Consider the following 22,424-nt stretch of genomic DNA (forward strand, 5'->3'; position numbering starts at 1 on the left):
CTGTGCGGGTTGAGGGGAGCGTGGGGACACGCAGGATCGTGGTGCCCGGCCGGTGTCCGGCCGGGCGGCGGCGAAAGCTGCCGCCCGGCCTGCCGCCGGCGGCACGGGGCCGCGCGGGGGCGGGCGGGGCGGTGTGCGGTGGGGTGGCTGCACGGTGGTTCACGACGCCCGCCTCTCGTCATGTCGGCTGTGCGCCGGAGCTGCCCGGCAGCGGCCAGCCTAGCGTCGCCGCAGGTGGGAGGCCTGTTTCCTCGAGCGGGTGTGGAGCGGGCCGCGAAGGGGTCTCGACCGGGAGCAGCGGATGGTGGGCGGCGCTGACGAGATAGCGGTCGTGGACGAGGTGGGTGGCGAGAATCCACCGCGGCGCGCCGGCCGGTTCGTCGGCCAGGACCGTACGGCCCTGCTCGTCGCGGCTGAAGCCGAACGCAGCGAAACGGCGCCGCATGCCGTGCCCGAGTGCCTTGGTGTAGGCCTCCTTGAGCGTCCACAGGTGCAGCAGCCGCGCCGTGCGGTCGTCCTCGGGCAGCGCGGCGAGTTCGGCGGCCTCGGCGGGGGTGCACACGTAGGGGTGCAGCAGCTCGAAGGACGGCCGGCGGGTGACGGGCTCGGCGTCCACCCCGATCGGCCCGGTACGGCTGACGGCGACCACGATCAGCTCGTCGGTGTGGGCCAGGCTCACCTCGGTGCCGGCCAGGCCGCGCAGATGGGGGCGGCCGCCGGGCCGGTAGGCGAGGTCGAGGGCGTCCGCGGGCAGGTGCAGCGCGGCGGCCGCGGTGTGTTTGAGGACCATCCGCGAGGCGGCGAAACGCAGCCGGCCGGCCGGCGCGGCCGTCTGCCGGTAACGCGGCCAGTCACGGCCGAGCAGGCCCCGCAGTCCCGGATCCAGCAGCGCGGCCGCCAGCCACTGCCCCCAGGTGGTGTGCACCAGGACGTGACCGCGGCCGGTGAGCTGGTCGCGGACCTCCTCCCAGGGACCCTCGGGACCCGCCACGTGCAGCGGCGGCCCGAGCAGCCCCCCGCTCCCCCGCCCCTGCCCCTGCCCGCTCCCCGGACCCACCCGGCCCACCAGATCCCCCAGTTCCCCCAGATCCGCCGGTGCCGCCGATGCCGGCAGTCGCGCCGGTTCCGGCAGTTGCACCGGTTTCGGCAGTTGCGCCGGTTCCGGCAGTTGCACCGGTTCCGGGCCTCCCGTGCCCGCCCCGTCCGGGACGGGGATGTCCGGGGCGGGGATGTCCGGGGCGGGGAGGTCCGGGTGGGAGGGGTGCGGGCGGGACGACGGGTGGGGGCGGGCGGGGCCGGTGCCGCCCGGGGCGGCCGGGCCGTGTCCGGTCACCACAGCAGCCGGGTCGCGTAGATGTCGCAGTCCACGCCGTGCCGGACCCGGTCGGCGAGTTCCGCCCACACCTGTTCGCGCGGGTCGGCGGCCGGGCCGGGCAGCGGCACCCCGAGCCGTTCGGTGATGCCCGACAGTGCCAGCAGCGCCCAGTGCGGGCCGCCCAGGAACAGACCGCGCCCGTCGTCGGCCCCCTCCTGGACCCCGAGCACGGCGGCGGCCAGCCACAGCAGCGCCTGACGGTCCGCCAGCGCCCGTACGGCCGGACCGTCAGGACCGTCCTGGCCCGCCGCGCGGCACGGACGGCGCAGCGCGCGCTGCTCGCTCAGCAGCCGCCGGGCCGCACCGGCCAGCGCGGCACGGTCCGGATCACCGCCGGCCGCACGGCCGGCCGCACGCAGCAGCCCCGACAGCACCACACCGTCCCCGCCCCGCCCGTCCCCGCCCTGCCCGTCCCCGCCCTGCCGGTTCGCGGCGGGACCGGAGACCAGGTGGGTGTCGCAGGCAAGGTCGGGGTGGGTGTCAGGGTCGGGGTGGGTGTCGGGGTCGGGGTGGGGGTCGGCGAGGCGGAACAGGGCAGGGAGGGCGGCGGGGTGCGGGGGGCGGGGGCTCTCGGCCAGCGCCGGCAGAGCCCGTACCAGGTGGGTCTGCCAGGACCCGGCGGCTGCCGCGTCCACGCCGGCCGCCGGGAGGTCGCCGGCCAGTTTCGCCAGCATGCGGCCCTCGAGGCCGGCGGGCCCGTGGCCGCACTCGGTCAGGACCAGTTCGAGCTGGGCCAGTACGTCGGCCACTACCGTCGGCACCACGTAGCCGGTCACCGCGGGCAGCAGCGCACCGGACGCGGGACGCATCGGGCGGCGCAGCGCCACGCTGGTCAGGCTCTCGCAGGCCAGCAGGTCGGCGAAGACGGTGGCGAGCACCGGCCGCCACTGCCGCAGGGCCGGCTCGCTGTGGCAGCGGCCGGCCACGATCCGGGCGGCCTGGCGCAGCACGGTGCCGGTGGCGGCCAGCAGCGCGGCCGGCCCCAGCAGGGCGGCGGGCACCGGGCACGCCCGCGCGGCCGCGGCGCAGGCCTGTCCCAGGGCCACGTCCCGGCGCAGGACCGGCCGCAGGGCACGCACCAGCTGGTCGGCGGACCGTATCCGGCCAAGGCCTGCCGCCGCCAGGAGCCCGGCCCGGCCCTCCCCCGCACCGCCCGCACCGCCCGCGGTGACTGCGGTGATGCGGGCGGTGCTGCCGTTGATGCGGTCGGTGGTGCTGGTGGTGGTGAGGGCGGGCAGGCCGTAGGGGTTGGCGGCGTCCCGGGGGTCGCCGAGCAGGGCGTCCAGGCGCAGCGCGGCGAGTGCCACCTCCAAGGGCGGGGGCAGTGCGGCATAGCGGTGCGCGACGCCCCGGCGGGGCCCGGGTACCACCGCACCACTGCCACGGCCACTGCCACTTCCGCTGCCACTGCCGCTGCCGCTGCCGGGGCTGTGGCTGTGGCTGTGGCCGTGGCTGGTGGGCCGGTCGGGCGGGAGGGCGGCGGGGACGGTGCGGGGGGCGGGACGGGTGACGGCCATGGGCGGCCTCCTGTTCATCTGTTCATCGCAGACGGCGGACGGTGCTCTCCGCATGCCACTTGGCCAGGCCCAGTGCCTGTCTGTCGGCCCGGGACAGCCAGCCCTGCACATACCGGCGGGCCTCCAGGAGGCTGGTGTCCTCGCCGAGTTCCCGGGCGACGGCGTCCTGCCGGAGCATCACCCGGTGGGCGGCGACGACCGTCACCCCGGAGGCGTCCGGCAGCAGGGACCACTCGCCGCTGTGGGCGGCGAGCAGGCGGGGCGGGAGCGTCTCCTTGTAGACGATCCGGCCGGCGTGCGGGAAACACAGCCGTACCGCCCGGGTGGTGACGGTCCCTCCGCCCTCCGCGGCGCAGGTGTCCACCCGCACCACCTGGATGCCCGGCGCGTCCTCGCGCACGCGGGTCCCCTCGACGTGCGGCAGCCGCTCCTGCCAGTCCCCGATCCGGTAGAGGAAGTCGTAGACCAGCTCGGCGGGGCCCTCCACACGGATCCGGTCCTCGAAGGACAGCAGCAGCTCGTCGAGGTCCTCCCACTGTTCGGCCGCCCCGCGGACCTGGCCGAGCCGGCGCCCTACGTCGGCGGCCGCATCACCGCGCAGGCGGCTGTCGCCCGCGGCGAGCAGCACGGGCAGCAACCGTTCCTGACGCAGGCTCAGCACGCACCGTGTCTCACCCGCCGGGCGCACCGTCCACACCCCCGAGGTCACCATGCCCGGGCGGGCCTGGTCCTCCTCCTCGAAGACGACACTACGGTCCTGCGGCCGCAGGACGCGCCGGGTGTGCCAGGAGCGGACGTGGCCGCCCGGGGCACCGGCCTCGTCGGCCACCTCCCACACCAGCAGCCGTTCCCGCACGCCGTCGAAGTCCACCCGCTCGACGTGCACATGAGAGGGCAGGAACACCGGCCAGCGCACGGCATCGGCCAGCAGGCCGTAGACCACACCGGCCGGAGCGGCCACCTCCACGGCGTCCTCGCCGGCGTGCACGCGCGACGACATGCCTGCCCCTCCTCCTGCGGATACCCCCACCCTGCCCCACCCCACTCGAGCCCGACTCGCGCCCGCACCGACCCCCGCCACTCCCGGCCGGCACGCCACCCCGAACCCCCGAACAACCCCGCCGACCGGACAGCCCCGCCGACCCCGCCGACCCTGCCGACCCGCACGGCATGCACCGGCATGCACCGGCACGACGGGACGCGACAGGGGGCACGACAGGTACCGGCTTGGCACAGGCTGGCGAGTGGCTTCGCGCGGCCCGGCCCGGGTTCACGCCCGGCACCGCCGTACCGCACGCCCGGCGCGGCGCGGCGTGTCCAGGCCCCCGAGCGGGCGGCCCGCGCCGCACACCAGACCCCGCCGGGCCCCCGGCCAAAGCCCGGCCGGATGCCCGTACCCCGGGGGCCTGCGCCAGGTCCCGGACCGCCCGGCGTGGCTTGGCGCGGCTTGGCGATCCAGTCGGTCCGGGCGGACCGGGCTGCACCCTTCGGCGCCGGGCCCACACGGGGAGGAACAAGGAGCCCCGGGCCGGGGAGTTGGGGACCGCAGCCAGGGAAGTGAGGCCGGCGACCAGCGGGTTGAGGCCGGTGACCAGGAGATTGAGGCCGGTGACCAGGGTGCTGGGGCGGGGCCAAGTTGGGGGCGGGGCCAGGAGGTTGGGGGGGTGGGGTGGGTCAGCCGACCGGGGCGGCGAGCCGTCCGCTCCCGGCGGGGCCCGTACCGGGACCGGCAGCCCCGGATCCGGATCCGGATCCGGGCATGGCCGTTGCGGCGGGTGAGCCGTCCGGCCGGGCCATCAGGATGGAACGCTGCAGCTTGCCCAGTGCCGCCGACGGCTCCAGGCCCAGGCCGCGTACCAGGGTGGCCCGCAGCCGCTGGTAGGCGTCCAGGGCCTCGCCCCGGCGCCCGGAGCGGTACAGGGCCAGCATGTACTGCCCGCACAGGCTCTCGTGGGTGGGATACCGGCTGACCAGCACGGTCAGCTCGGCGAGCAGTTCACGGTGGCGGCCCAGGCGCAGATCGGCCTCGATGCGCTGGTCCAGCGCGCACAGCCGGCTCTCCTCCAGCCGTTTGACCTGGGTGGCCAGGTGCGGGCCGGCCTGCACGTCGGCCAGCGGCGGCCCGCTCCACAGCGCGAGCGCGGCCCGCAGGTGCCGGGCCGCCTCGGGGAAGTCCGCCCCGTCCATCGCCCGGTAGCCCAGCCCGGCCAGCCGCTCGAACTCCCGCACGTCACTGCTGCCCTCACCGCTCTTGAGGAGATAACCGCCCGGCACCGTCAGCAGCACGTCCTTGGCCGTACGCCGCCCGCCCGGATCCCGCTCCAGCGCCGCGGTGATCAGCTCACGCAGCTGCAGGATGTACGTCTGCAGGGTGGGCCGTGCACTGCGCGGCGGCTGCGCGCCCCACAGTTCCTCGCTCAGCATGCCCACCGGCACCATCTGGTCGGCGTGCAGGACCAGCAGCGCCAGCACCTGCCGCGGCTTGGGAGCGGTCGGGGTGATCGAGATGCCCTTCTCCCGCACAGCAAGTGTGCCGAGTATGTCGGTGTCCACGCCGTCTCCCCTGTCCGTTCGCTGCCATTTGCCAGAGCCCGCGACCACGCACGGCCACCGCCGCCCCGCCGCGAAAGCAGGCCGGCCCCGGCCCGGGCCCCGGTACCGGCCCACCGGCGTCAGATCCTCAGATCGTCCGCCCCGCCGGTCCGCCGGTCTTCAGGTGCGCCCGGCAACCGATCTGCCGGCCCGTCAGCAGGCCCTGTCCCGACGGGACTTGTCGGGGTCGCGGACCGACTGCCGTCTCCGTGCCTCCCGGCACACCCGAGTAAAAAACAGCATGGACGGTATGTCAATCTCAAACCGGTCGTCGTGTTTTCTCTCCGCCGGCACTCGAGACCCCCTCCAGGGAACCCGACTTTTGCCGCACAACGCCCCGGCCAGGCGGAACACGGGCCCTCCGGGCCCGCTCCCCGCACGACTTGACCTCTCCATTGCCGCACCATGCGGTCTGTTTACCCGGGTGCGGGTCCAGCCCCCGCACGGAACAGGCCGGATCCCGCCCCGCCGGACAGAACCGGTCCGCCGCACCGCACACGGAACCGGCCCGCCGCCGGAAGCCGGGGGCAAGGCCGCAGATCCGCCGCCGGGAACCGGCCTTGCCGCCGGCCGCCGCCAGGGGGACCGGAGATCCGCCGCCGGGGCGGAGCCGGTCCCGGCGCCGGTCCCGGCGGGGCCGGTCTCGGCGGCGGGGGGGGCGGGGCCAGTCTCGGCGGCGGGGGGCGGGGCTGTTAGCGGGGGGCGGGGCCGGTCTCGGCGGCGGGTATGCCCGGCCGGGCCGGCCGCCGGGGCGGGGGCGCGGCGAGGCCCGGCAGCAGCAGGGCCCAGAACTGTTCCACCAGATGCGGGGAGAGGTGGAAGCGGTGGCGGGAGGCGAGACCGGCCAGCCCGAGGGTGGCGGCGACCACGGCCACCGCGGCCGCCTCCGGGGAGACCCCCTCCGCCAGTTCACCCGCGCCATGGGCCTCGCGCAGCAGTGCGTGCACCCACTCGCTCCACCACCGGCCCGGCCCCTCACCGCCCTTGCGCGAGGGATCACCGCCCAGCCCGAACCCGGCCCGCAGCACCGGGTCGGCCGACAGCCCCAGCACCAGGTCACGGCTGACCTCCACCAGCAGCCGCAGCCCCGCACCCCCCGCACCCGCCCCGACGGGGCCGCCCGACACCCCGCCCGGCGGGGTGTCCTGCCGCGCGGCCAGCCGCTGCAGGGAGGCGGTCGCCGCCGCCTCCACCTCACGGGCCAGCAGATCCTTGCTCGGGAAATGGAAATGCAGCGCCCCGGTACTCACCCCGGCCCGCCGGCTGATCGCCGGCAGCGAGGCGAGGGCGTACCCGTCATCGGCAAACACCTCGGCCGCCGCCCGGACCAGGGCCTGGCGCGTACGTGCCGCCCGAACCTGCTTGACCATCCCGCCTCCTCCCGGGCCCGCACCGGCCGCCGCCACGGCGGACACCCCCGGGCACTCCGAGGCCACACCTTACCAAACCGCACGCGCGGTATGTTTCACGGGACGGGATACCCACCGACACCCCGCCCACCCCGGCCCGCAGACACCGGCCCCGCCCGCCACCAGCCACAACACCCCAGGCCACCGACCCCGGCACCCACCACGGCCACCCGCCCACGAACCCAGCCCGCACAACACAGAAACCGGCCGAACCCACCCCCGCCCGCACCCGCACCCTGTGCGGACAGCCGCACAAGCCGCACACACCAGCCGGCCCACCAGCCGGCCACGGGCCGGTGCGCGGACCGGTGCGCGGGCCGGGGGACGGTTGCGAGAGGGCCGTGCGGGACGGGCGCCGGCCTGCCGCCACGCTCCGCGGCGGCACTCGACGCCCGCTCGCACCCGCCCGGAGCCGAACCCCACCCGCCAGCCCGCCCGCCTCCCCGCCTGCGCGTCCGCCCGCCGGCCGGCCTGTGCGTCTGCGGGCCGGCGCGCCTGCGGGTCCAACGGGTTTGCAGGCCTGCGGGTTTGCAGGCCTGCGGGTCTGCAGGCCTGCGGGTGGGTCGGGTGTCAGGCGGGAGCGGCGACCTCGTCCAGGTCCCCCAGCTCCCCCGCCTCGGCGGCCAGCCGCTCGCCCTCGGCGGCGACCTCGGCGGCCCGGGCCGGGTCGGTGACCAGCTTGCCGAGCACCGCGGGCACCGCGATGCTCGGCAGCAGATGCTCGAACAGCGCGGAGACCCGCCGCTCCAGATCCTCCCGGCCCGCCAGCGTGTGGGAGTAGACCTGCACACCCGTCCACGCGGCCGAGAACACCCACGCACTCTCCGCCGGGTCCACATGCGGCAGCAGTTCACCCTGCTCCCGCGCCTCGCGCAGCACCTTCTCCGTCGCATCCAGCCAGGTCGTGATCGTCCAGGTGCCGAAGATGGCCCCCATCTCCTGGCCCAGCGAAAGTCTCGCCGAGGCACTGACCACCGGGTTGCGGCGCATCCGGTACGCCAGCGACAGCCCCATGTCCACCAGCTCCTGCAGCTTGCTCGCCCGGGGCGCCAGCGTGAAACCCGAGAACTGCTCCGCCAGCACCCCCTCCGCCAGCGCCTGCTTCGAGGGGAAATGGAAGTACAGGGCCCCCTTGGTCACACCCGCCCGGGTCAGCACCTCACCGATCGTGGCGGCCTCATACCCGCGCTCGTCGAAAACCGACGCCGCCGCATTCAAAATCGCCCGCCGGGTGCGAATCGCACGCTCCTGCCGCACCACGAACCCTCCAGTGGTCGTTCCTCACTCCATCGCAAGATGTTTTCCTTGCAACCACTCCAAACCAAACCAGGTAGTCCGTATTTTCACAAGGGCAGCGCCCCCGCCACCACCCCGCCCCGGCTCAAAACCCCGCCCCCGCCCACCCCCTCACCACCCCCGCCCGCCCGCCCCCTCACCGGGCCGGACAACACCTCCACCCCCCACCCGCCACCCCCCGCACCCACCCAACCGGAAGTCCGGATTCAACCGGTCCCCACCCCGCCCCCGAACCACCACACCCGCACACCCCGACCCCACCACAACCCCAGCCGCCACCCCCCACCCACACCCGACAACCCAACAACCCAACAACCAACACCCGGCACGACAGACCCCGGGAACACAGCAAGACGATCACACCACCACACCAGAAACAGACACCGCCCACACCCACCCGCACCCCCCGCCACACCCGCACCACCGGGCCCACGACCCGCACCGCCGAACCCACGCCGGGAAACCCCGGCGGCCGCCACCCAGCGGCCCGTCCGCCCGGCAGCAGACTCCCCGGGCAGGCCGGCATCCGGCAGAACACCCCCGCACAAGGCACCTGACCCGCCCGCCCGGACAGCACACAACAGCCGACAACCGCGGACCACCAGCAGGCCGGACACCGGACACCCGCACAACACCGGGCCCCATTTCCCGCACGGCCCCGCACACCGACGAAACCGCATCCGCCACGGCCTCGCACACCCACGAAACCCGATCCGCACACGGCCCGGCCGACGCTGCCTGCCACCCCGGCCCCACCGGCCCGCACCCCACCCAGACCACCCCGGCACCCCAGGCACCCCGGGCACCCCGGGCACCCCGGGCACCCCGGGCACCCCGGGCACCCGCATCCTGCCGGGACCGCACCCCAACACACCCCAGGCACCGACCGGTTCACACCGCAGAAAAGATCCCCTACGGCCACAACGTCACGCGGACAACGCCACGAAGGCCACCCGGCACCAGACCTCCGCACACCCGGACCGGCCGCACCCGATCAGGGCCTAAAAACCCTTCCCCCGGGTCTGCGAACCCCCAACCGGCCTCCCGGACCGGCCACCCACCGCAGACACCCCCCACCTCCCCCGCTCCCCGGTCTCCCGCGCACCGTCACGGCCGGCAGCACCCCACCACCAGCACCGGCGCCGGCTCCGTCCGAGCAGCACCGGCGAAAACCCTGCGCGAGACAGCCCGAAGGAAAGCGCCGGCGACCGCAGCGGACAACCACCCACCACAGCCGCCGAACCCGAGACAAGACAACACCGGACCCCGCAAGACGAGACGAGGCAAGGGCGAGGCGAGGCGAAGGGAGACGAGGCAAGGCAAGGCCGGGTGAAGGGACTTGACGCAGCCGACGCCCCCGGCCGGGACCATACCCGGCACCACCCAGCACCCAGCACGGTCCACCGCCCCAGGACACCCGGCACCACAAGACACACACCGCACCCGCAGAGCGACCCGGCCCGCGAAAACAGACAACACAACGCCCAGCACCAACTCCTGGCCGGTGCCGGCCGGCACCGGCACCACGGGCAGCACCCCGCTCAACCCACCAAACCCACCAAACCCACCGGGCCCACCGGGTCAACGGGGCCGGGCGGGCCTGGTGAACCTGATGGGCCAGGTGGGCCAGGTGGGTTTGGCGGGCCTGGGGGACCAGCCGGGCCAGGCGGAGTCCGGCAGACCCGGCGGCTCACCCGCCCGCTGCGGCCTGGTGAGCCGCCGGCCCCGGCACCACGGGCAGCACCCGCGGCCCATTCGAAATGAACGACTCCGTACGCGGCAACTCCCCCGGCACGAACGCCGCCCGCATCCGCGGGAAACGCCCGAACAACGCCCGCAACGCGATCTCCGCCTCCAGCCGCGCCAACGGCGCCCCCAGGCAGTAATGCACCCCATGACCGAACGACAGATGCTCCCGACGCGTCTCCCGCGTCACATCGAACACATCCGCATCCTCCCCGTGCACCCCCGGATCCCGCCCCGCCGCCGCGAACGACATCACCAGCGCATCCCCCCGCTCGATCACCGTCTCCCCCACCCGCACATCCTCCACCGCATACCGCAAAATCGCATTCGCCCCCGGCGCCTCCACCCGCACCGCCTCCTCCACCACATCCCCCCACGACACCCGCCCCGACCGCACCAACTCCAGCTGACCCAAATCCCCCAGCAACAACGCCACCGCATTGCCCAGCAGATTCACCGTCGGCTCACACCCCGCAGACAACAACATGATCAAGTTGTCGACCAGCTCCTTCTCACCCAACCCCCCACCCTCACCCGCACCCGCCGCGATCAGCGCACTGGTCAGATCCTCACCCGGACACCGCCGCTTGAACGCGACCAACTCCCCCATCGTCGAATACAACGCCCGGTAATTGGACTGCGCCTCCACCGACGACACCGCCGTATCGAAAAACCCGTCAATGATCTCCCGCAACGGCCCCCGGAACTCCTCCGGAATCCCGAACAACTCCAACATCACCCGCCCCGGCAACGGCAACGCGAACAACTCCCGCACATCCACCACCCCACCCCCGCCCCGCCCCGCCGCCTCCTCAACCCCATCCAGCAGACCCCCCGCGATCTCCTCCACCCGCGGACCCAGCAACGCCACCCGCCGCGCCGTGAACGCCGACGCCATCAACCCCCGCAACCGCCGATGCTCCGCCCCGTACGACGTCACCAGATTCTGCACCGACACCCACACCGCCAACGGCCAACTCCCCGACACCTCCCCCCGCCGCCACGCCGGCCAATGCCGATACGCATCCTTCGACACCCGCCCATCCATCAACAACCCACGCATCACCCCCGCATCCGTCACCACCCACGCCCCCACCCCACCCGGCAACACCACCCGCGACACCGCACCCCGCCCCCGCAACACAGCCGCCTCCCCCTGCACATCCCGCCCCAACACATCCAACACAAACGGACACCCCCCACCACCCACCCCACCCACACCAGCCACCCCGGCCTCAGCCACCCCGGCCGCCCCAACCGGACCAGCCACCCCGGCCACCCCAGCCACACCACCCAGCACCCCCACACCCGCCCCACTCCCCGCAAACCCCGCCAGCCCAGCCACCACCGCCGCCTCACTCCCCGCCAACCCAGCCGACCCGGCCACCGCCGCCCCACTCCCCGCCAACCCAGCCGACCCAGCCGACCCGGCCACCGCCGCCCCACTCCCCGCCAACCCAGCCGACCCAGCCGACCCGGCCACCGCCGCCCCACTCCCCGCCAACCCAGCCGACCCAGCCGACCCGGCCACCGCCGCCCCACTCCCGGCCGCCCCACCGGCCGCAGACCCGGCCACCGCCGGTTCGCTCCCGACCGGCCCGGCCACCCCACGCCCGGCCGCCTCGCCCCCGGCCCTCTCACCGCCCGCCGGACCTGCCACCGCCGGTTCGCTCCCGACCGGCCCGGCCACCCCGCCCCCGTCCAGCCCACTGCGACCCTGCTCACGCCCATCCAGCCGACGCACCATCAGACCCTCCCCGCAGACAGCGAAAACACCGGAAAAACCACAACGACACGAACCAACACAGCAATACGAACAACCACCAACAACACAAAACCGGCACAAAACGCCAACCCCCAGCACGGCACACCCGCACCAGCCGCCCCCCACCCCCGCACGAACCACCCGGCACCACACCACGAGCAACCCGGCACCACCCGCGAGCAACCCGGCACCACCCGCGAACAGCCCGGCACCACACCGCGAAGAGCCCGGCAACGCGCCACCTCCGCACCCCCACCAGGAACGAGACAGACACGGCACCCACGCCGGAACCAGACCCCCACACCCCCGCACGGCCACCCCCCAACCCGCACCCCCCAACCCCCGCACGACCACCCCCCGGCCGGCACCCCCCGACCCCCCACACCACCAGCACCGGACCACCCCGGCCCCCGCCACCAGCACCGCCACCGGCACCCGCACCCGCAGCACCGGCCCGAACCCTCACACCACCCGAACCCGAACCCGCACCCGCACCCGCACCCGCACCCGCGGCACAGGCCCGCACCCACCCAAAACAGCACCCAAACCAAACCGCTCAGCCGGTTTCACCATAGCCCCCGAACCCGCCACCCGCGAGAGCCCGACCCCCACCACCGCCACCGACCCCGAGCCTCGCACAGCACCCCGCACCCACGGAAGACACCACCAGAACGGAATACAACCCCCCGTTTACCCGGAAAGATCCCCACCCCACCCCGCCCCGCCCACCCCCGGACCCCGAACCCCCGGCACCCCGACCACCCGGCCCCACACCCGACCGCCGGCCGCGAAATTCCCCGCCCACCCTTGAAAAGAAAACCGGTAGGTTCGTATCTTATGACCCTGCACGGTCGATCCCAGCCCACCCAACGGCGCAACGGAGACACCCATGACCCTGCTCACCGTCCACCAGGACAACCACCCCACCCCCCACCCCACCCCCACCCCACCCGCAACCACCCCACCCCCACACCCCGCCCCCACCACCCCCATGCCCCGCCTCACCACCACCGTCCCCCGCGAATACGTCCACCGCTCAAGCCTCGCCGAGGTCTTCCTCACCGGCAGCGAAAAAACCGGCGACAACCACTACACCCTCACCGCCCAATGGCCCCGCGCCCACACCTTCTACACCACCCCCGACGGCACCCACCACGACCCCCTCCAAGCCGCAGAAACCATCCGCCAAACCGGCCTCTACCTCGCCCACGCCGAACTCGGCGTCCCCCTCGACCACCACTTCCTCATGTGGAACATCCACCTCACCACCCACCCCCAACACCTCCACATCGGCCCCACCCCCACCGACCTCACCCTCACCGCCACCTGCACCACCCTCCGCTACAAAGGCAAACGCCTCGCCGACTTCACCATGCACATCAACATCACCCGCAACGGCCACACCACCGCCACCGGCGGCGGCCAATTCACCTGCCTCACCCCCACCACCTACCAACGCCTCCGCCAACCCCACACCACCCACCCCACCCCCCAACCCACACCCCCACCCACACCCCCCACCGACCCCACCCCCTACGGACGCCACCTCCCCCTCGACCTCGTCCTCACCCCCACCCCCCAACCCCACACCTGGCAACTCACCCCCAACCCCCACCACCCCATCCTCTTCGACCACACCACCGACCACATCCCCGGCATGGTCCTCCTCGAAGCCGCCCGCCAAGCCACCCACACCCACACCCACCCCACCCCCACCCACCTCACCACCCTCCACGCCACCTTCCACCGCTACACCGAACACCACACCCCCACCTACATCACCACCCACACCACCAACGACATTGACACCACCGACACCGACACCACCGACACCCACACCAGCAACACCACCCACACCAGCGAACCCACCACCAACACCCCCACCGGCACCCGCACCACCCACGTCACCGGCCACCAAAACAACCACACCGTCTTCACCGCCCACCTCACCACCACCCCCACCCACCACCACCAGCCCTAGCCACCACCAGTCCAGACACATGCCTCTCACCACACAGGCAGAGTCACCAACGCCGTACCCCTGACGGGTCATCACCGCGAGAGGCAGCTGGACGTGTGGACGAACTCATGGGCAGCGAGAGTCGGATCCGACCAAGCGCAATGGGACTATGTGACACCTGAGCGTGTCGGCCCGCTTGTGCCCATGGGGGTGCGGGCCGATGCCCGCTTCGAACACGGCCACCTGGTCGAACGCTCCGAGGAGGCCTCCGCGTGAACGGCACCAACAGCGCCGATGACCGTTCCGCCGAGGACGAGCACCAGCGATTCGCCCGCTACCTGCATGAGTTGGCCGTCGTCCGTGAAGAGGACGAAGCCGAGTTGGTCACCAGGATCTTGCGCGACCCGGACAGGACAATGGCGCAGTCGGCCATCGTCCGCCACCTCGACCGTCGTGCGGCGCAGTTGCTGACCGATGACGAGTTCACCTCTTGGGCCCACGCGATGGCCGAGGTGAGCGCGGAGCGGGAGTTCCTCCCCTACCGGCTGCGCGAATGGACCCTGCTGCGATCAATCACCGTGGGCGAGCCGTGGAGCTCGGAGCAAGTCACCACCGGATCCGACTGGTTCCAGCGCATGGCCGTCGAGACCGTGTCCTCGCCCGTCGTCCTCACCCTGCTCGCCGAGTCAGGAAGAACCCGGCGCGTCCGCGCTAACGCCAGTCACCGACTACGCCAGCGGCACCACCGCGCCTGACTTGATCGACAGGTGTTGACTGTTTCTCCCCTTCTCCGGCTCCACGGACCTACCGCGTGCCGGATGCCAGACAACAGATGCCGGGTGCGGGGTGCCCGGCGCCGGCCATCAACGCGCCCGACAGGCACTGCGGACGGTCGCGATGCCGACAGCAAGGAGCCAGTAGCTGAGGAGGGCGCCCATGAGTGCGGTGGTACCCCAACCGTTGGCGGCATAGAAATCGGCCGGGGTGTTGCCGAAGAACAAGGACGGCACAAAGGCCAAGTTCACAGCGGCCAGAACATAGGCCGTGCGGTGGGTCCAGCGCGGCAGCAGACATGCCTTGCTCGCGGCGTATCCGAAGCTGACCAGGAACATGCCCAGCAGCATGCGAGAGATCGTCCCGTAGAGGATGTAGGTACCCGAGACCGTGACCGTGGGATCGACGGGATGGTCGGCAGCGATGACGGCTCCGGCCTCCAGACCGCTGGATACGAGGGTGACCGTGGTGTACGTGAGGCCGGAGGCGAAGGCGAGCGCACCCACCCACTCCGCCTCCGGAGCGACTGTCCTGACCAGTTCACGGAAGGCGGTGGCGAAGACCAGTACACACCCGAGCGCGAGGATGCCGATCAAGAGACGGGTGAGGACGTTGGAGTCCGGGGGCGGCCCCGAGTAGATGAAGTACAGCGGCACTTCCGCAACCAGACCCGCCCCAGCCGTGATCCCCGCGACCCCCGTAAATCGCCGGGCGATGCTCTCACTCATCATCAGGTTCTCCCTCAGCAACATGTCCGGCACTGCGCCGTTGACGTTGACGAGATCCTCGCTCGCGCACACCCCCGGAGTCCCTGGCCCTGGAACCCGTATCCGGGGGTGGATCTGGCAACACCCCCAGCCGATGTCACTGGCACGGCTTCCGGATCCGCTCACGCGCCGTTGGTGTTGGTGGGGCACGGCTGCGGAACCAACAGGAAGGCTCCGGGAATGGTGGGCCGTGCACGCCGCCTCGTGACCAACTACGGTTTCAACGTCGTCCGCCTCTGACGACGATCGAACCCAGGATCAGCTCCGCGGACTTGGTGGGTCGAGCCTCCGGGCATGGTCGACGTCATGGGTGCACCTGAACCCACACCGGGTCCGCCCCACCTGAGCCCCGCACGGCAAGTGGCGCGGGGCTTCGACACGGGCCAGGGCCCTCTCACATGGACGGATCCGTCCGCCACCTACTCGTCATGTCAACGGGTGGCAACGGCCAGGCTGACCACGTAGCGCTCCTCGACCGTCCCGTTCGGGAAGGTTTCCGTGACGAGGTCGCGCTCAGCGGCCAGGAACGTCTCGGCCGCGTTCCTGCCGAGGACGAGGAAGTCGGAGTAGCTGGCGAGATTCGCGAGATGTGTTTCGAGTGGGACGCTCCTCGACCACGACAACTGCCGTGTGGTGAAGCTGAGTTCGGGCGGCAGGTGGCGGAATCGGGCCGTGGGGTCGGGTTCGCTGTCCTCGGCGCCGAAGAGACGGCGCAGGCGGGCGTCCTGGTCCGCTATCCAGCCGACAGTGCTGTCCGAGTCGTTCCACCAGAGGGCAAGGGCGCCGCGGGGGTGCAGTACTCGGAGGGCTTCGGGGACGGACTTGTGCGGGTCGGTCCAGTGCCAGGCCTGGGCACAGGTCAGGATGTCGATGGACTCGGAGGCCAGTGGCAGGTTGTTGCCGTCACCGAGCACGACGGGGACGTTCGGCAGTCCGAGACGGAATTGGGAGACCATTCCGGGGCCCGGCTCGACCGCGATGACGCGCGCACCGCGGGCGTGCAGGAGGGCGGTGGCCAGTCCCGTGCCGGCTCCGATGTCCGCAACGCGGGCGCCCATCAACGGACGGTCGGCGAGTTCCTCGACCGCGTCGAGCAGCGCGGGCGGATACGACGGGCGGTTCGCGGCATAGCCGGCGGCGGCCTTGTCGAATGAACGGGCCTGCGAAGTGATCGTCATTCGACCATCCTCGGCGGTCCGAAGTGCCCGGCACAGCAGTTTGACGGCGTTTCCCGGCACCGGCATCGCGAGGCTCCCGATGACCACGCGGCTTCCGACGGCCACTCTCACTTCGCTCGCTTCGTACCGATCAACGTCGCCCCTCACCCCAGGCACGCCAAGTACTCCGGCGGGCTGGAGTGGTGGCAGTGGATCACCGGACGCTCGCGCCGCGACCACGTTTTGATCAGCCCCGTCCGCCTCTGCGGCGACGTTACTTGCCCGCGGTTTCCCGAGAGTTGCGCAGAGCTCCGAACGCGGCCCGGAGTTCATTGGTGAAGATGTCGGGAACTTCCCAGGCCGCGAAGTGGCCGCCCCTGCGGGCTTTGTTGAAGTAGAAGAGCTTGTGGTAGCTGCTCGAGGCCCAACTTCGCGGCGCCTGGTAGATCTCACCTGGGAACACCGTGATAGCGGCCGGGATGGAGACCGACACCGCATTGAAATTGTTGGCGTTGTTCTCCCAGTAGAGACGCGAGGATGACACGGCGGTGTTCGTGACCCAGTAGAGCGTGATGTCGTCGAGCATCTCGTCCTTGGTGAGCACCCGCTCGGGATCGCCGTCGCTGTAGGTCCATGCGGCGAACTTGTCGTACATCCACGCGGCCAGTCCGACGGGAGAGTCCGTCAGTCCATAGCCTTCGGTCTGGGGACGGGTGACCATCATGGCGGAGTAACCCGAGCCCGTCTTGTAGAAGGTGGCGAGTTTTTCGTACGCGGCCTTCTCATCGGTGTTCAGTCCCGCCGGGACAGGGTCACCGCAGGCGAGCTTCTTCGCGATATCGACAGGGACGGTGGCCGGGAAGTTGACGTGGATTCCAAGGAGTCCCGCGGGTTTCTGTACCGCCATCTTGTCCGAGATCACGGCTCCCCAGTCGCCCCCCTGGGAGACGTAGTGCCCGTACCCGAGGCGTTCCATCAGCACCGCCCAGGCACGGGCGATACGGTCGGGGCCCCAGCCGCTGCTCGTCGGCCTCTCGGAGAAGCCGTACCCGGGCATGGACGGTATGACGAGGTGAAAGGCGTCCTCTGCGCGTCCCCCGTGGGCCGTGGGGTTGCTGAGCGGATCGATCACCTTGAGGAATTCCAGGATGGAGCCCGGCCAGCCGTGGGTCAGGATCATCGGCAGGGCGTTCGCATGCCGGGAGCGGACATGGATGAAATGAATATCGAGTCCGTCGATCTCGGTTTTGAACTGCGGCAAGGAGTTCAGCTTCTCCTCGATATTCCGCCAGTTGTAGCTCGTCCCCCAGTAGCGGGAGAGTTCTTTCATGGTCGCCAGCTGGACGCCTTGGGACTGATCGTGGACCGTCTCCCGGTCGGGCCACCGTGTCGCGGCGATGCGTCGGCGCAGATCGACAAGGTCCTGCTCCGGTATGTTCACGCGGAAGGGGCGGATGCTCTCCCTCTCGCTCACCGCCACGGGCTTTCCGGAGTACTCATCGGAGTACGGGCCGAAAACGCCGGTTGCCGCCGCGGTCATCGCGGCGGCTGAGGTGGTGATAAACATACGCCGGGACTGCAGCCGGAGATTTGGGGACATGGCGGATCTCCTTGGGTCGTTCCAGCGCTTCCGAGAGGGCACCCTCAACAGTCTTGTTTCGCCTCGGCGGTAACGGAAATCCGGCACGGAATTCCTGCGGCCCTGGCGGCCTCCACCCCGGCGGAGCCTGAGGCGGGCGGCAACAAGCTGTCGACGTCCCCATGCGACGGCTCCATCACGGTATGTAACGATATTTATCCCTCCGTGAGCGCGCAACTCGGGGCCAAAAGTTGCGTGCGACCTACGTTCGCCGGGCAGTCGGTCTTCGTGAGAGGTCCTCGACGGTCGAGGGCGATCAGGAGAGGCACTCGGCGATGCAGATGTCCGGCCACACAAAGCCCTCGGAGTGGGCCCACTCCCGGTCCACGGAGCGGGCCCGCTCCGGAGCGGTCCGCGGACGGCTCCGGAAGGGGCCGGCGTACGGGATGCGGGCTTCGCAGGCCTCACCCTTCCGTGAGACGGCGGAGCCATCCGCAGTGAGCGCTGAGGTGCGACCGGCCGACGCCGCCTACGCCCCGGGGCCCCTGGTGCGGCGAGGTACAGTCTGCACGCTGCGTCCCGCGCCGGACCGGGCAGCGCGGCTCTCCTGCCCTCCCGTGGTTGCCGGCCAGGTGACGACATGACCAGTACCCAGGAACGGCCGGAGTTGGCCTCCCCCGACGTCGACCCGTCGGTCTCCGCGACGGTCGAGGAACGTGCCTCGCGGATACGGCGCCGTTTGGAGCGCCTGATCGGCATCGCGGCGACCGAGGGCAACGCGCTCACGGTCCTGCGCAACGGAGATGAGATCTTTCCGGCGATGCTGGCCGGCATCCGGTCTGCGGAACACACCGTGGACATGATGACGTTCGTGTACTGGACGGGGGACATAGCCCGTGAGTTCGCGCAGGCACTGGCGGAACGGGCGCGCGCGGGCGTGCGGGTGCGACTGCTGCTGGACGGGTTCGGCAGCCGGCTGATCGAGAAGGAACTACTGCGGGAAATGGAGCGGGCCGGCGTGCAAGTGGCCTGGTTCCGCAGACCGTTGGCCCTTTCGCCGTTCAAGCAGAATCACCGTTGCCATCGCAAGGTTCTCGTCGTGGACGAGCAGACGGCCTTCACCGGCGGGGTGGGCATCGCGGAGGAGTGGTGCGGCGACGCGCGCACCGAGCACGAGTGGCGCGACACCCATGTCGAGGTCCGCGGGCCGGCCGTGGACGGCGTGGCCGCCGCGTTCGCGCAGAACTGGGCCGAGTGCCACGACGAACTCTTCGACGATCGCGACCGGTTCGTCCCGCACCGACCGCAGGGCGACGCGGTGGTGCAGGTCGTGCGCGGCTCGGCCAGCTTCGGCTGGCAGGACATGCAGACCCTGATCCGGGTGATGCTGGAGTCGGCCGAGGACCGCTTCCGGCTGACCACCGCCTACTTCTCACCGGACGCGTACTTCGTCGAGCTGCTCTGTGCCACCGCCCGTCGGGGGGTCGAGGTGGAGATCCTGCTGCCCGGCCCGCACACGGACAAGCGGGTCTGTCAGTTGGCCGGCCAGCACTACTACGAAGAGCTCACCGCCTGCGGCGTGAAGATCTACCAGTACCAGCCGACGATGATGCACGCCAAGGTCATCACCGTGGACGGCGTCGCCGCCCTGGTCGGCTCCACCAACTTCAACCGGCGATCACTGGATCACGACGAGGAGATCATGCTCGCGGTGCTGGAGCAGAAGTTCACCGCCGCCCTCGACAATCACTTCGACGAGGACCTCGAGGCCGCCACGTTGATTCAGGAGGGGCGCTGGAAGCGGCGCTCCCTGGCGCAGCGGGCACGAGAGGTCGCCGTCGTGCCCATCCGCCGCTTTCTGTAGTTCCGACCTCCGGTCACCAGACCATCAACCATCAACCGCCGACCGCCGACCGCCGACCTCCGCCAGCGAACCGCGTGGCGCGGCCTTCAGGCGCGCGGCGGTCGGGTCGCGGTCTCCAGGTAGAAGGCGTCGATGCTCTGGACGGCCTGCTCGAATTCCGCCAGGTTCACGGGCTTGGTCACGTAGGCGTTGGCGTGGCTGTTGTAGGCCCCGACGACGTCGTCCGGCGCGGAGGACGTGGTGAGGACGACCACCGGGATGGTCTGCAGCTCCTCGTCGGCCTTCAGGACCCGGAGCAGATCACGGCCGTTCATCCGGGGCATGTTGAGGTCGAGCACGATGAGGTCGGGACGCACGCTGCCCGGGGTGCGCAGGTGTTCCAGCGCGGCGACTCCGTCGGTGACCTGGACCAGGTTGCGGGCCCCGCGCTCGGAGAGGGCTTCCTCGATGAGCATGGCGTCGGCGACGTCGTCCTCGACGAGCAGGACGTCGAACGGGCGGGCGGGGGTGGTCATCATCGGATGCTCCGTGGGTGCTTCGTTGGAGTGGTGGAAGAGTCCCGGCCAGCGACGTCGGGCGCCTTGGCGAGTCATGTCGCATGCCTCGCCGATCTGCGGGTATCCGGCCCCTGCCCGAGCGGCGTCCAGGGCCGCGTCCCGCTGGAGCCGCTCAGCGGCCCGCTGGAGGTGGGTCAGTACGTGCAGCAGGGTCAGGGCCCGCGTCGGATCGTCCGCTGACGGGGGATGTGGGGGGTCTTCCGGTAGTTGAAGGGCGATGCGCCGCGCGAGATCATCGACCGCCGCATCCGCGACTGCGGCCGTCTCCTGCGGAGTGGTCCGCACGACGAAGTTCTTGCCAGGCACACCCGCACATTAGGCCCCGGACCGCCCCCGCGACAACAACCGTTGTCGATTGCCCTCTACAGTGTGCGCTGCGCCGCTTTGGGGGCGGCCGTCACAGTGTGAGGAGTGTCAGGGAATGACCGGCGACGAGAGACCGCCGCGTGCGCGGGAGCTCTCCACGTGGACGACCCGGCGTTGGCTTCGTGTCGGGGTGGCCGTGTCCTTGACCGTCCTGGCCGTGCTCGGAGTGACCGGAGCGTGGATCCTGGGGCGGACGACGTCGATCAGCGACAGCCTCGTGGACGTGAAATCGCCCGCGCTGACCACCTCGATCCGCCTGGAATCGGCCCTGCTCAACCAGGAGACCGGCATCCGCGGCTATGGGCTCACCGGAACGACGGACTTCCTCAAGCCCTACCGGGAGGGGCTGGCCGAGCAGAAGACGGACATCGCGTCGCTCTCGGAGCTGCTGCGGGGCGACAGGGCGGGTCTTCGCCATCTGAAGGCCGTACAGGACGCCGTCGAGAAGTGGCAGTCGCGGATCGCCCGCCCGATCGCCGCCTCACCGCCCGGGACGCCCTCACCGCTCGCCACCGAACGCGCCGCGGAAGGCAAAACGGTCTTCGACACACTCCGCGCGGCCATGGTCACCCAGCAGGACGGGCTGCGTGCCGACCGGGTCCAGGCGCGCGCGGACCTGGCGGCCACGATGCGGCTGCGGAACTGGGTGTTCAGCGCGATCGCCGTCCTCATCGCCGTCCTCGCGGGCGTGGTCTTCGAGGCGCTGCGCCGTGGCATCACCGCGCCGTTGGAGCGGCTCGGGGCGGACGCCCGCGCCGTCGCCGACGGCGACTTCGCTCATCCCATCACGCCGACCGGCCCCGCGGACCTGCGTCAGCTGAGCGGCGAGATCGACTCGATGCGCCAACGGCTCGTACGGGAACTGGACTTCAGTGAGGAGGCACGGCTGCGCCTCGACGAGCAGTCCACGGAGCTCCAGCGGTCCAACGCCGAGCTGGAGCAGTTCGCCTACGTGGCCTCCCACGACCTCCAGGAACCCCTGCGCAAGGTCTCCAGTTTCACCCAGCTGCTGCAGCGGCGCTACGGGGGTCAGCTCGACGACCGGGCCGACCAGTACATCGATTTCGCGGTCGACGGAGCGAATCGCATGCAGACCCTCATCAACGATCTGCTCGATTTCTCCCGTGTCGGCCGCGTCCACCACGCCCACCAGAGCGTGGACCTCGACTCGGTGATGAAGCGCAGCCTTTCCGCGCTCAGCGTCAGCATCGAGGAGGCGGGCGCGGTGATCACCCAGGACGAGCTGCCGACTCTGGTCGCCGACCCCACCCAGATGGGCATGCTGTGGCAGAACCTGATCGGCAACGCCGTCAAGTTCCGCCGCCCGCAGGAGGCACCGCGGATCCACGTGTCCGCCGTGCGGGACGGTGCACTGTGGCGGTTCACGGTCACCGACAACGGGATCGGCATCGCCCCCGAGTACGCCGAGAAGGTGTTCGTGATCTTCCAGCGGCTCCACACCAAGGACGCCTACAACGGCAGTGGCATCGGACTCGCGATGTGCAGGAAGATCGTCGAATTCCACGGCGGGACCATCTTCGTCGACCCGGAGTACACAGGGGGCACCCGCATCGTCTTCACCCTGGCCGGTGAACCCGTGGAGGCGGGCCTGCCCTCCACCGCTTCGGAAGAGACCCGTTCCGGCGCGCAGCCGACGGCTTGACCGGGACCGTGGCCGGTGCGGCGTCCGTGATCATCAC

The 22,424-nt window shown here is 71.5% G+C and carries 15 protein-coding genes; 4 read left to right on the plus strand and 11 right to left on the minus strand.

The window, feature by feature from the left end:
* Positions 1 to 178 precede the first annotated feature (178 nt).
* The 7 genes from OG199_RS00925 to OG199_RS00955 all read right to left on the minus strand — a co-directional run bounded on the left by OG199_RS00925 (position 179) and on the right by OG199_RS00955 (position 11,121).
* Positions 179 to 1,336, minus strand: a complete 1,158-nt coding sequence (locus OG199_RS00925) for a 4'-phosphopantetheinyl transferase superfamily protein (RefSeq protein ID WP_405827292.1) — start codon at positions 1,334 to 1,336, stop codon at positions 179 to 181.
* Complete coding sequence (locus OG199_RS00930) at positions 1,330 to 2,892, minus strand: hypothetical protein (RefSeq protein ID WP_405827294.1); 1,563 nt, start codon at positions 2,890 to 2,892, stop codon at positions 1,330 to 1,332. The genes OG199_RS00925 and OG199_RS00930 overlap by 7 nt, the downstream gene beginning before the upstream one ends.
* 22 nt (positions 2,893 to 2,914) lie before the next feature.
* Positions 2,915 to 3,892, minus strand: coding sequence for an SRPBCC family protein (locus OG199_RS00935; RefSeq protein WP_405827296.1), 978 nt, complete (start codon positions 3,890 to 3,892; stop codon positions 2,915 to 2,917).
* Between the two features lie 674 nt (positions 3,893 to 4,566).
* On the minus strand, positions 4,567 to 5,445 hold the full coding sequence (locus tag OG199_RS00940; RefSeq protein WP_405827298.1) for a BTAD domain-containing putative transcriptional regulator: 879 nt from the start codon (positions 5,443 to 5,445) through the stop codon (positions 4,567 to 4,569).
* A 731-nt stretch (positions 5,446 to 6,176) separates the two neighbouring features.
* Positions 6,177 to 6,854, minus strand: coding sequence for a ScbR family autoregulator-binding transcription factor (locus OG199_RS00945; protein ID WP_405827300.1), 678 nt, complete (start codon positions 6,852 to 6,854; stop codon positions 6,177 to 6,179).
* A 609-nt stretch (positions 6,855 to 7,463) separates the two neighbouring features.
* Complete coding sequence (locus OG199_RS00950; protein ID WP_381240001.1) at positions 7,464 to 8,150, minus strand: ScbR family autoregulator-binding transcription factor; 687 nt, start codon at positions 8,148 to 8,150, stop codon at positions 7,464 to 7,466.
* 1,729 nt (positions 8,151 to 9,879) lie between these two features.
* Positions 9,880 to 11,121 carry a cytochrome P450 gene (locus OG199_RS00955; RefSeq protein WP_405827303.1) on the minus strand — a complete coding sequence of 414 codons (1,242 nt, stop codon included), beginning with the start codon at positions 11,119 to 11,121 and terminating at the stop codon, positions 9,880 to 9,882.
* 1,468 nt (positions 11,122 to 12,589) lie between these two features.
* On the opposite strand from OG199_RS00955, the gene OG199_RS00960 reads away from it, so the two are divergent.
* Positions 12,590 to 13,681, plus strand: coding sequence for a ScbA/BarX family gamma-butyrolactone biosynthesis protein (locus tag OG199_RS00960; RefSeq protein ID WP_405827307.1), 1,092 nt, complete (start codon positions 12,590 to 12,592; stop codon positions 13,679 to 13,681).
* 251 nt (positions 13,682 to 13,932) lie between these two features.
* A complete protein-coding gene (locus tag OG199_RS00965; RefSeq protein WP_405827309.1) occupies positions 13,933 to 14,415 on the plus strand; it encodes a hypothetical protein in 483 nt (160 codons plus the stop codon).
* Positions 14,416 to 14,523: 108 nt separating this feature from the next.
* Here OG199_RS00965 and OG199_RS00970 read toward each other — a convergent pair whose 3' ends face one another.
* The 3 genes from OG199_RS00970 to OG199_RS00980 form a co-directional block, all read right to left on the minus strand.
* The gene (locus OG199_RS00970; protein WP_405834379.1) at positions 14,524 to 15,162 is read right to left on the minus strand and encodes a hypothetical protein; all 639 of its coding nucleotides are present in this window, start codon (positions 15,160 to 15,162) and stop codon (positions 14,524 to 14,526) included.
* 470 nt (positions 15,163 to 15,632) lie between these two features.
* The gene (locus tag OG199_RS00975) at positions 15,633 to 16,379 is read right to left on the minus strand and encodes a class I SAM-dependent methyltransferase (protein WP_405827311.1); all 747 of its coding nucleotides are present in this window, start codon (positions 16,377 to 16,379) and stop codon (positions 15,633 to 15,635) included.
* 253 nt (positions 16,380 to 16,632) lie between these two features.
* Positions 16,633 to 17,925: an epoxide hydrolase family protein gene (locus OG199_RS00980; protein WP_405827313.1), complete on the minus strand. Its 1,293-nt coding sequence runs from the start codon at positions 17,923 to 17,925 to the stop codon at positions 16,633 to 16,635.
* A 652-nt stretch (positions 17,926 to 18,577) separates the two neighbouring features.
* Here OG199_RS00980 and OG199_RS00985 point away from each other — a divergent pair.
* Complete coding sequence (locus OG199_RS00985; protein ID WP_405827315.1) at positions 18,578 to 19,801, plus strand: phospholipase D-like domain-containing protein; 1,224 nt, start codon at positions 18,578 to 18,580, stop codon at positions 19,799 to 19,801.
* An 86-nt stretch (positions 19,802 to 19,887) separates the two neighbouring features.
* Here OG199_RS00985 and OG199_RS00990 read toward each other — a convergent pair whose 3' ends face one another.
* Positions 19,888 to 20,664, minus strand: a complete 777-nt coding sequence (locus OG199_RS00990; RefSeq protein ID WP_405827317.1) for a response regulator — start codon at positions 20,662 to 20,664, stop codon at positions 19,888 to 19,890.
* A gap of 115 nt (positions 20,665 to 20,779) precedes the next feature.
* Between OG199_RS00990 and OG199_RS00995 the strand changes: the two genes are divergently transcribed.
* Complete coding sequence (locus OG199_RS00995; RefSeq protein ID WP_405827319.1) at positions 20,780 to 22,387, plus strand: ATP-binding protein; 1,608 nt, start codon at positions 20,780 to 20,782, stop codon at positions 22,385 to 22,387.
* Positions 22,388 to 22,424 lie beyond the last annotated feature (37 nt).

The organism is Streptomyces sp. NBC_01176 (assembly GCF_045039825.1).
Classification (GTDB): Bacteria; Actinomycetota; Actinomycetes; order Streptomycetales; family Streptomycetaceae; genus Streptomyces.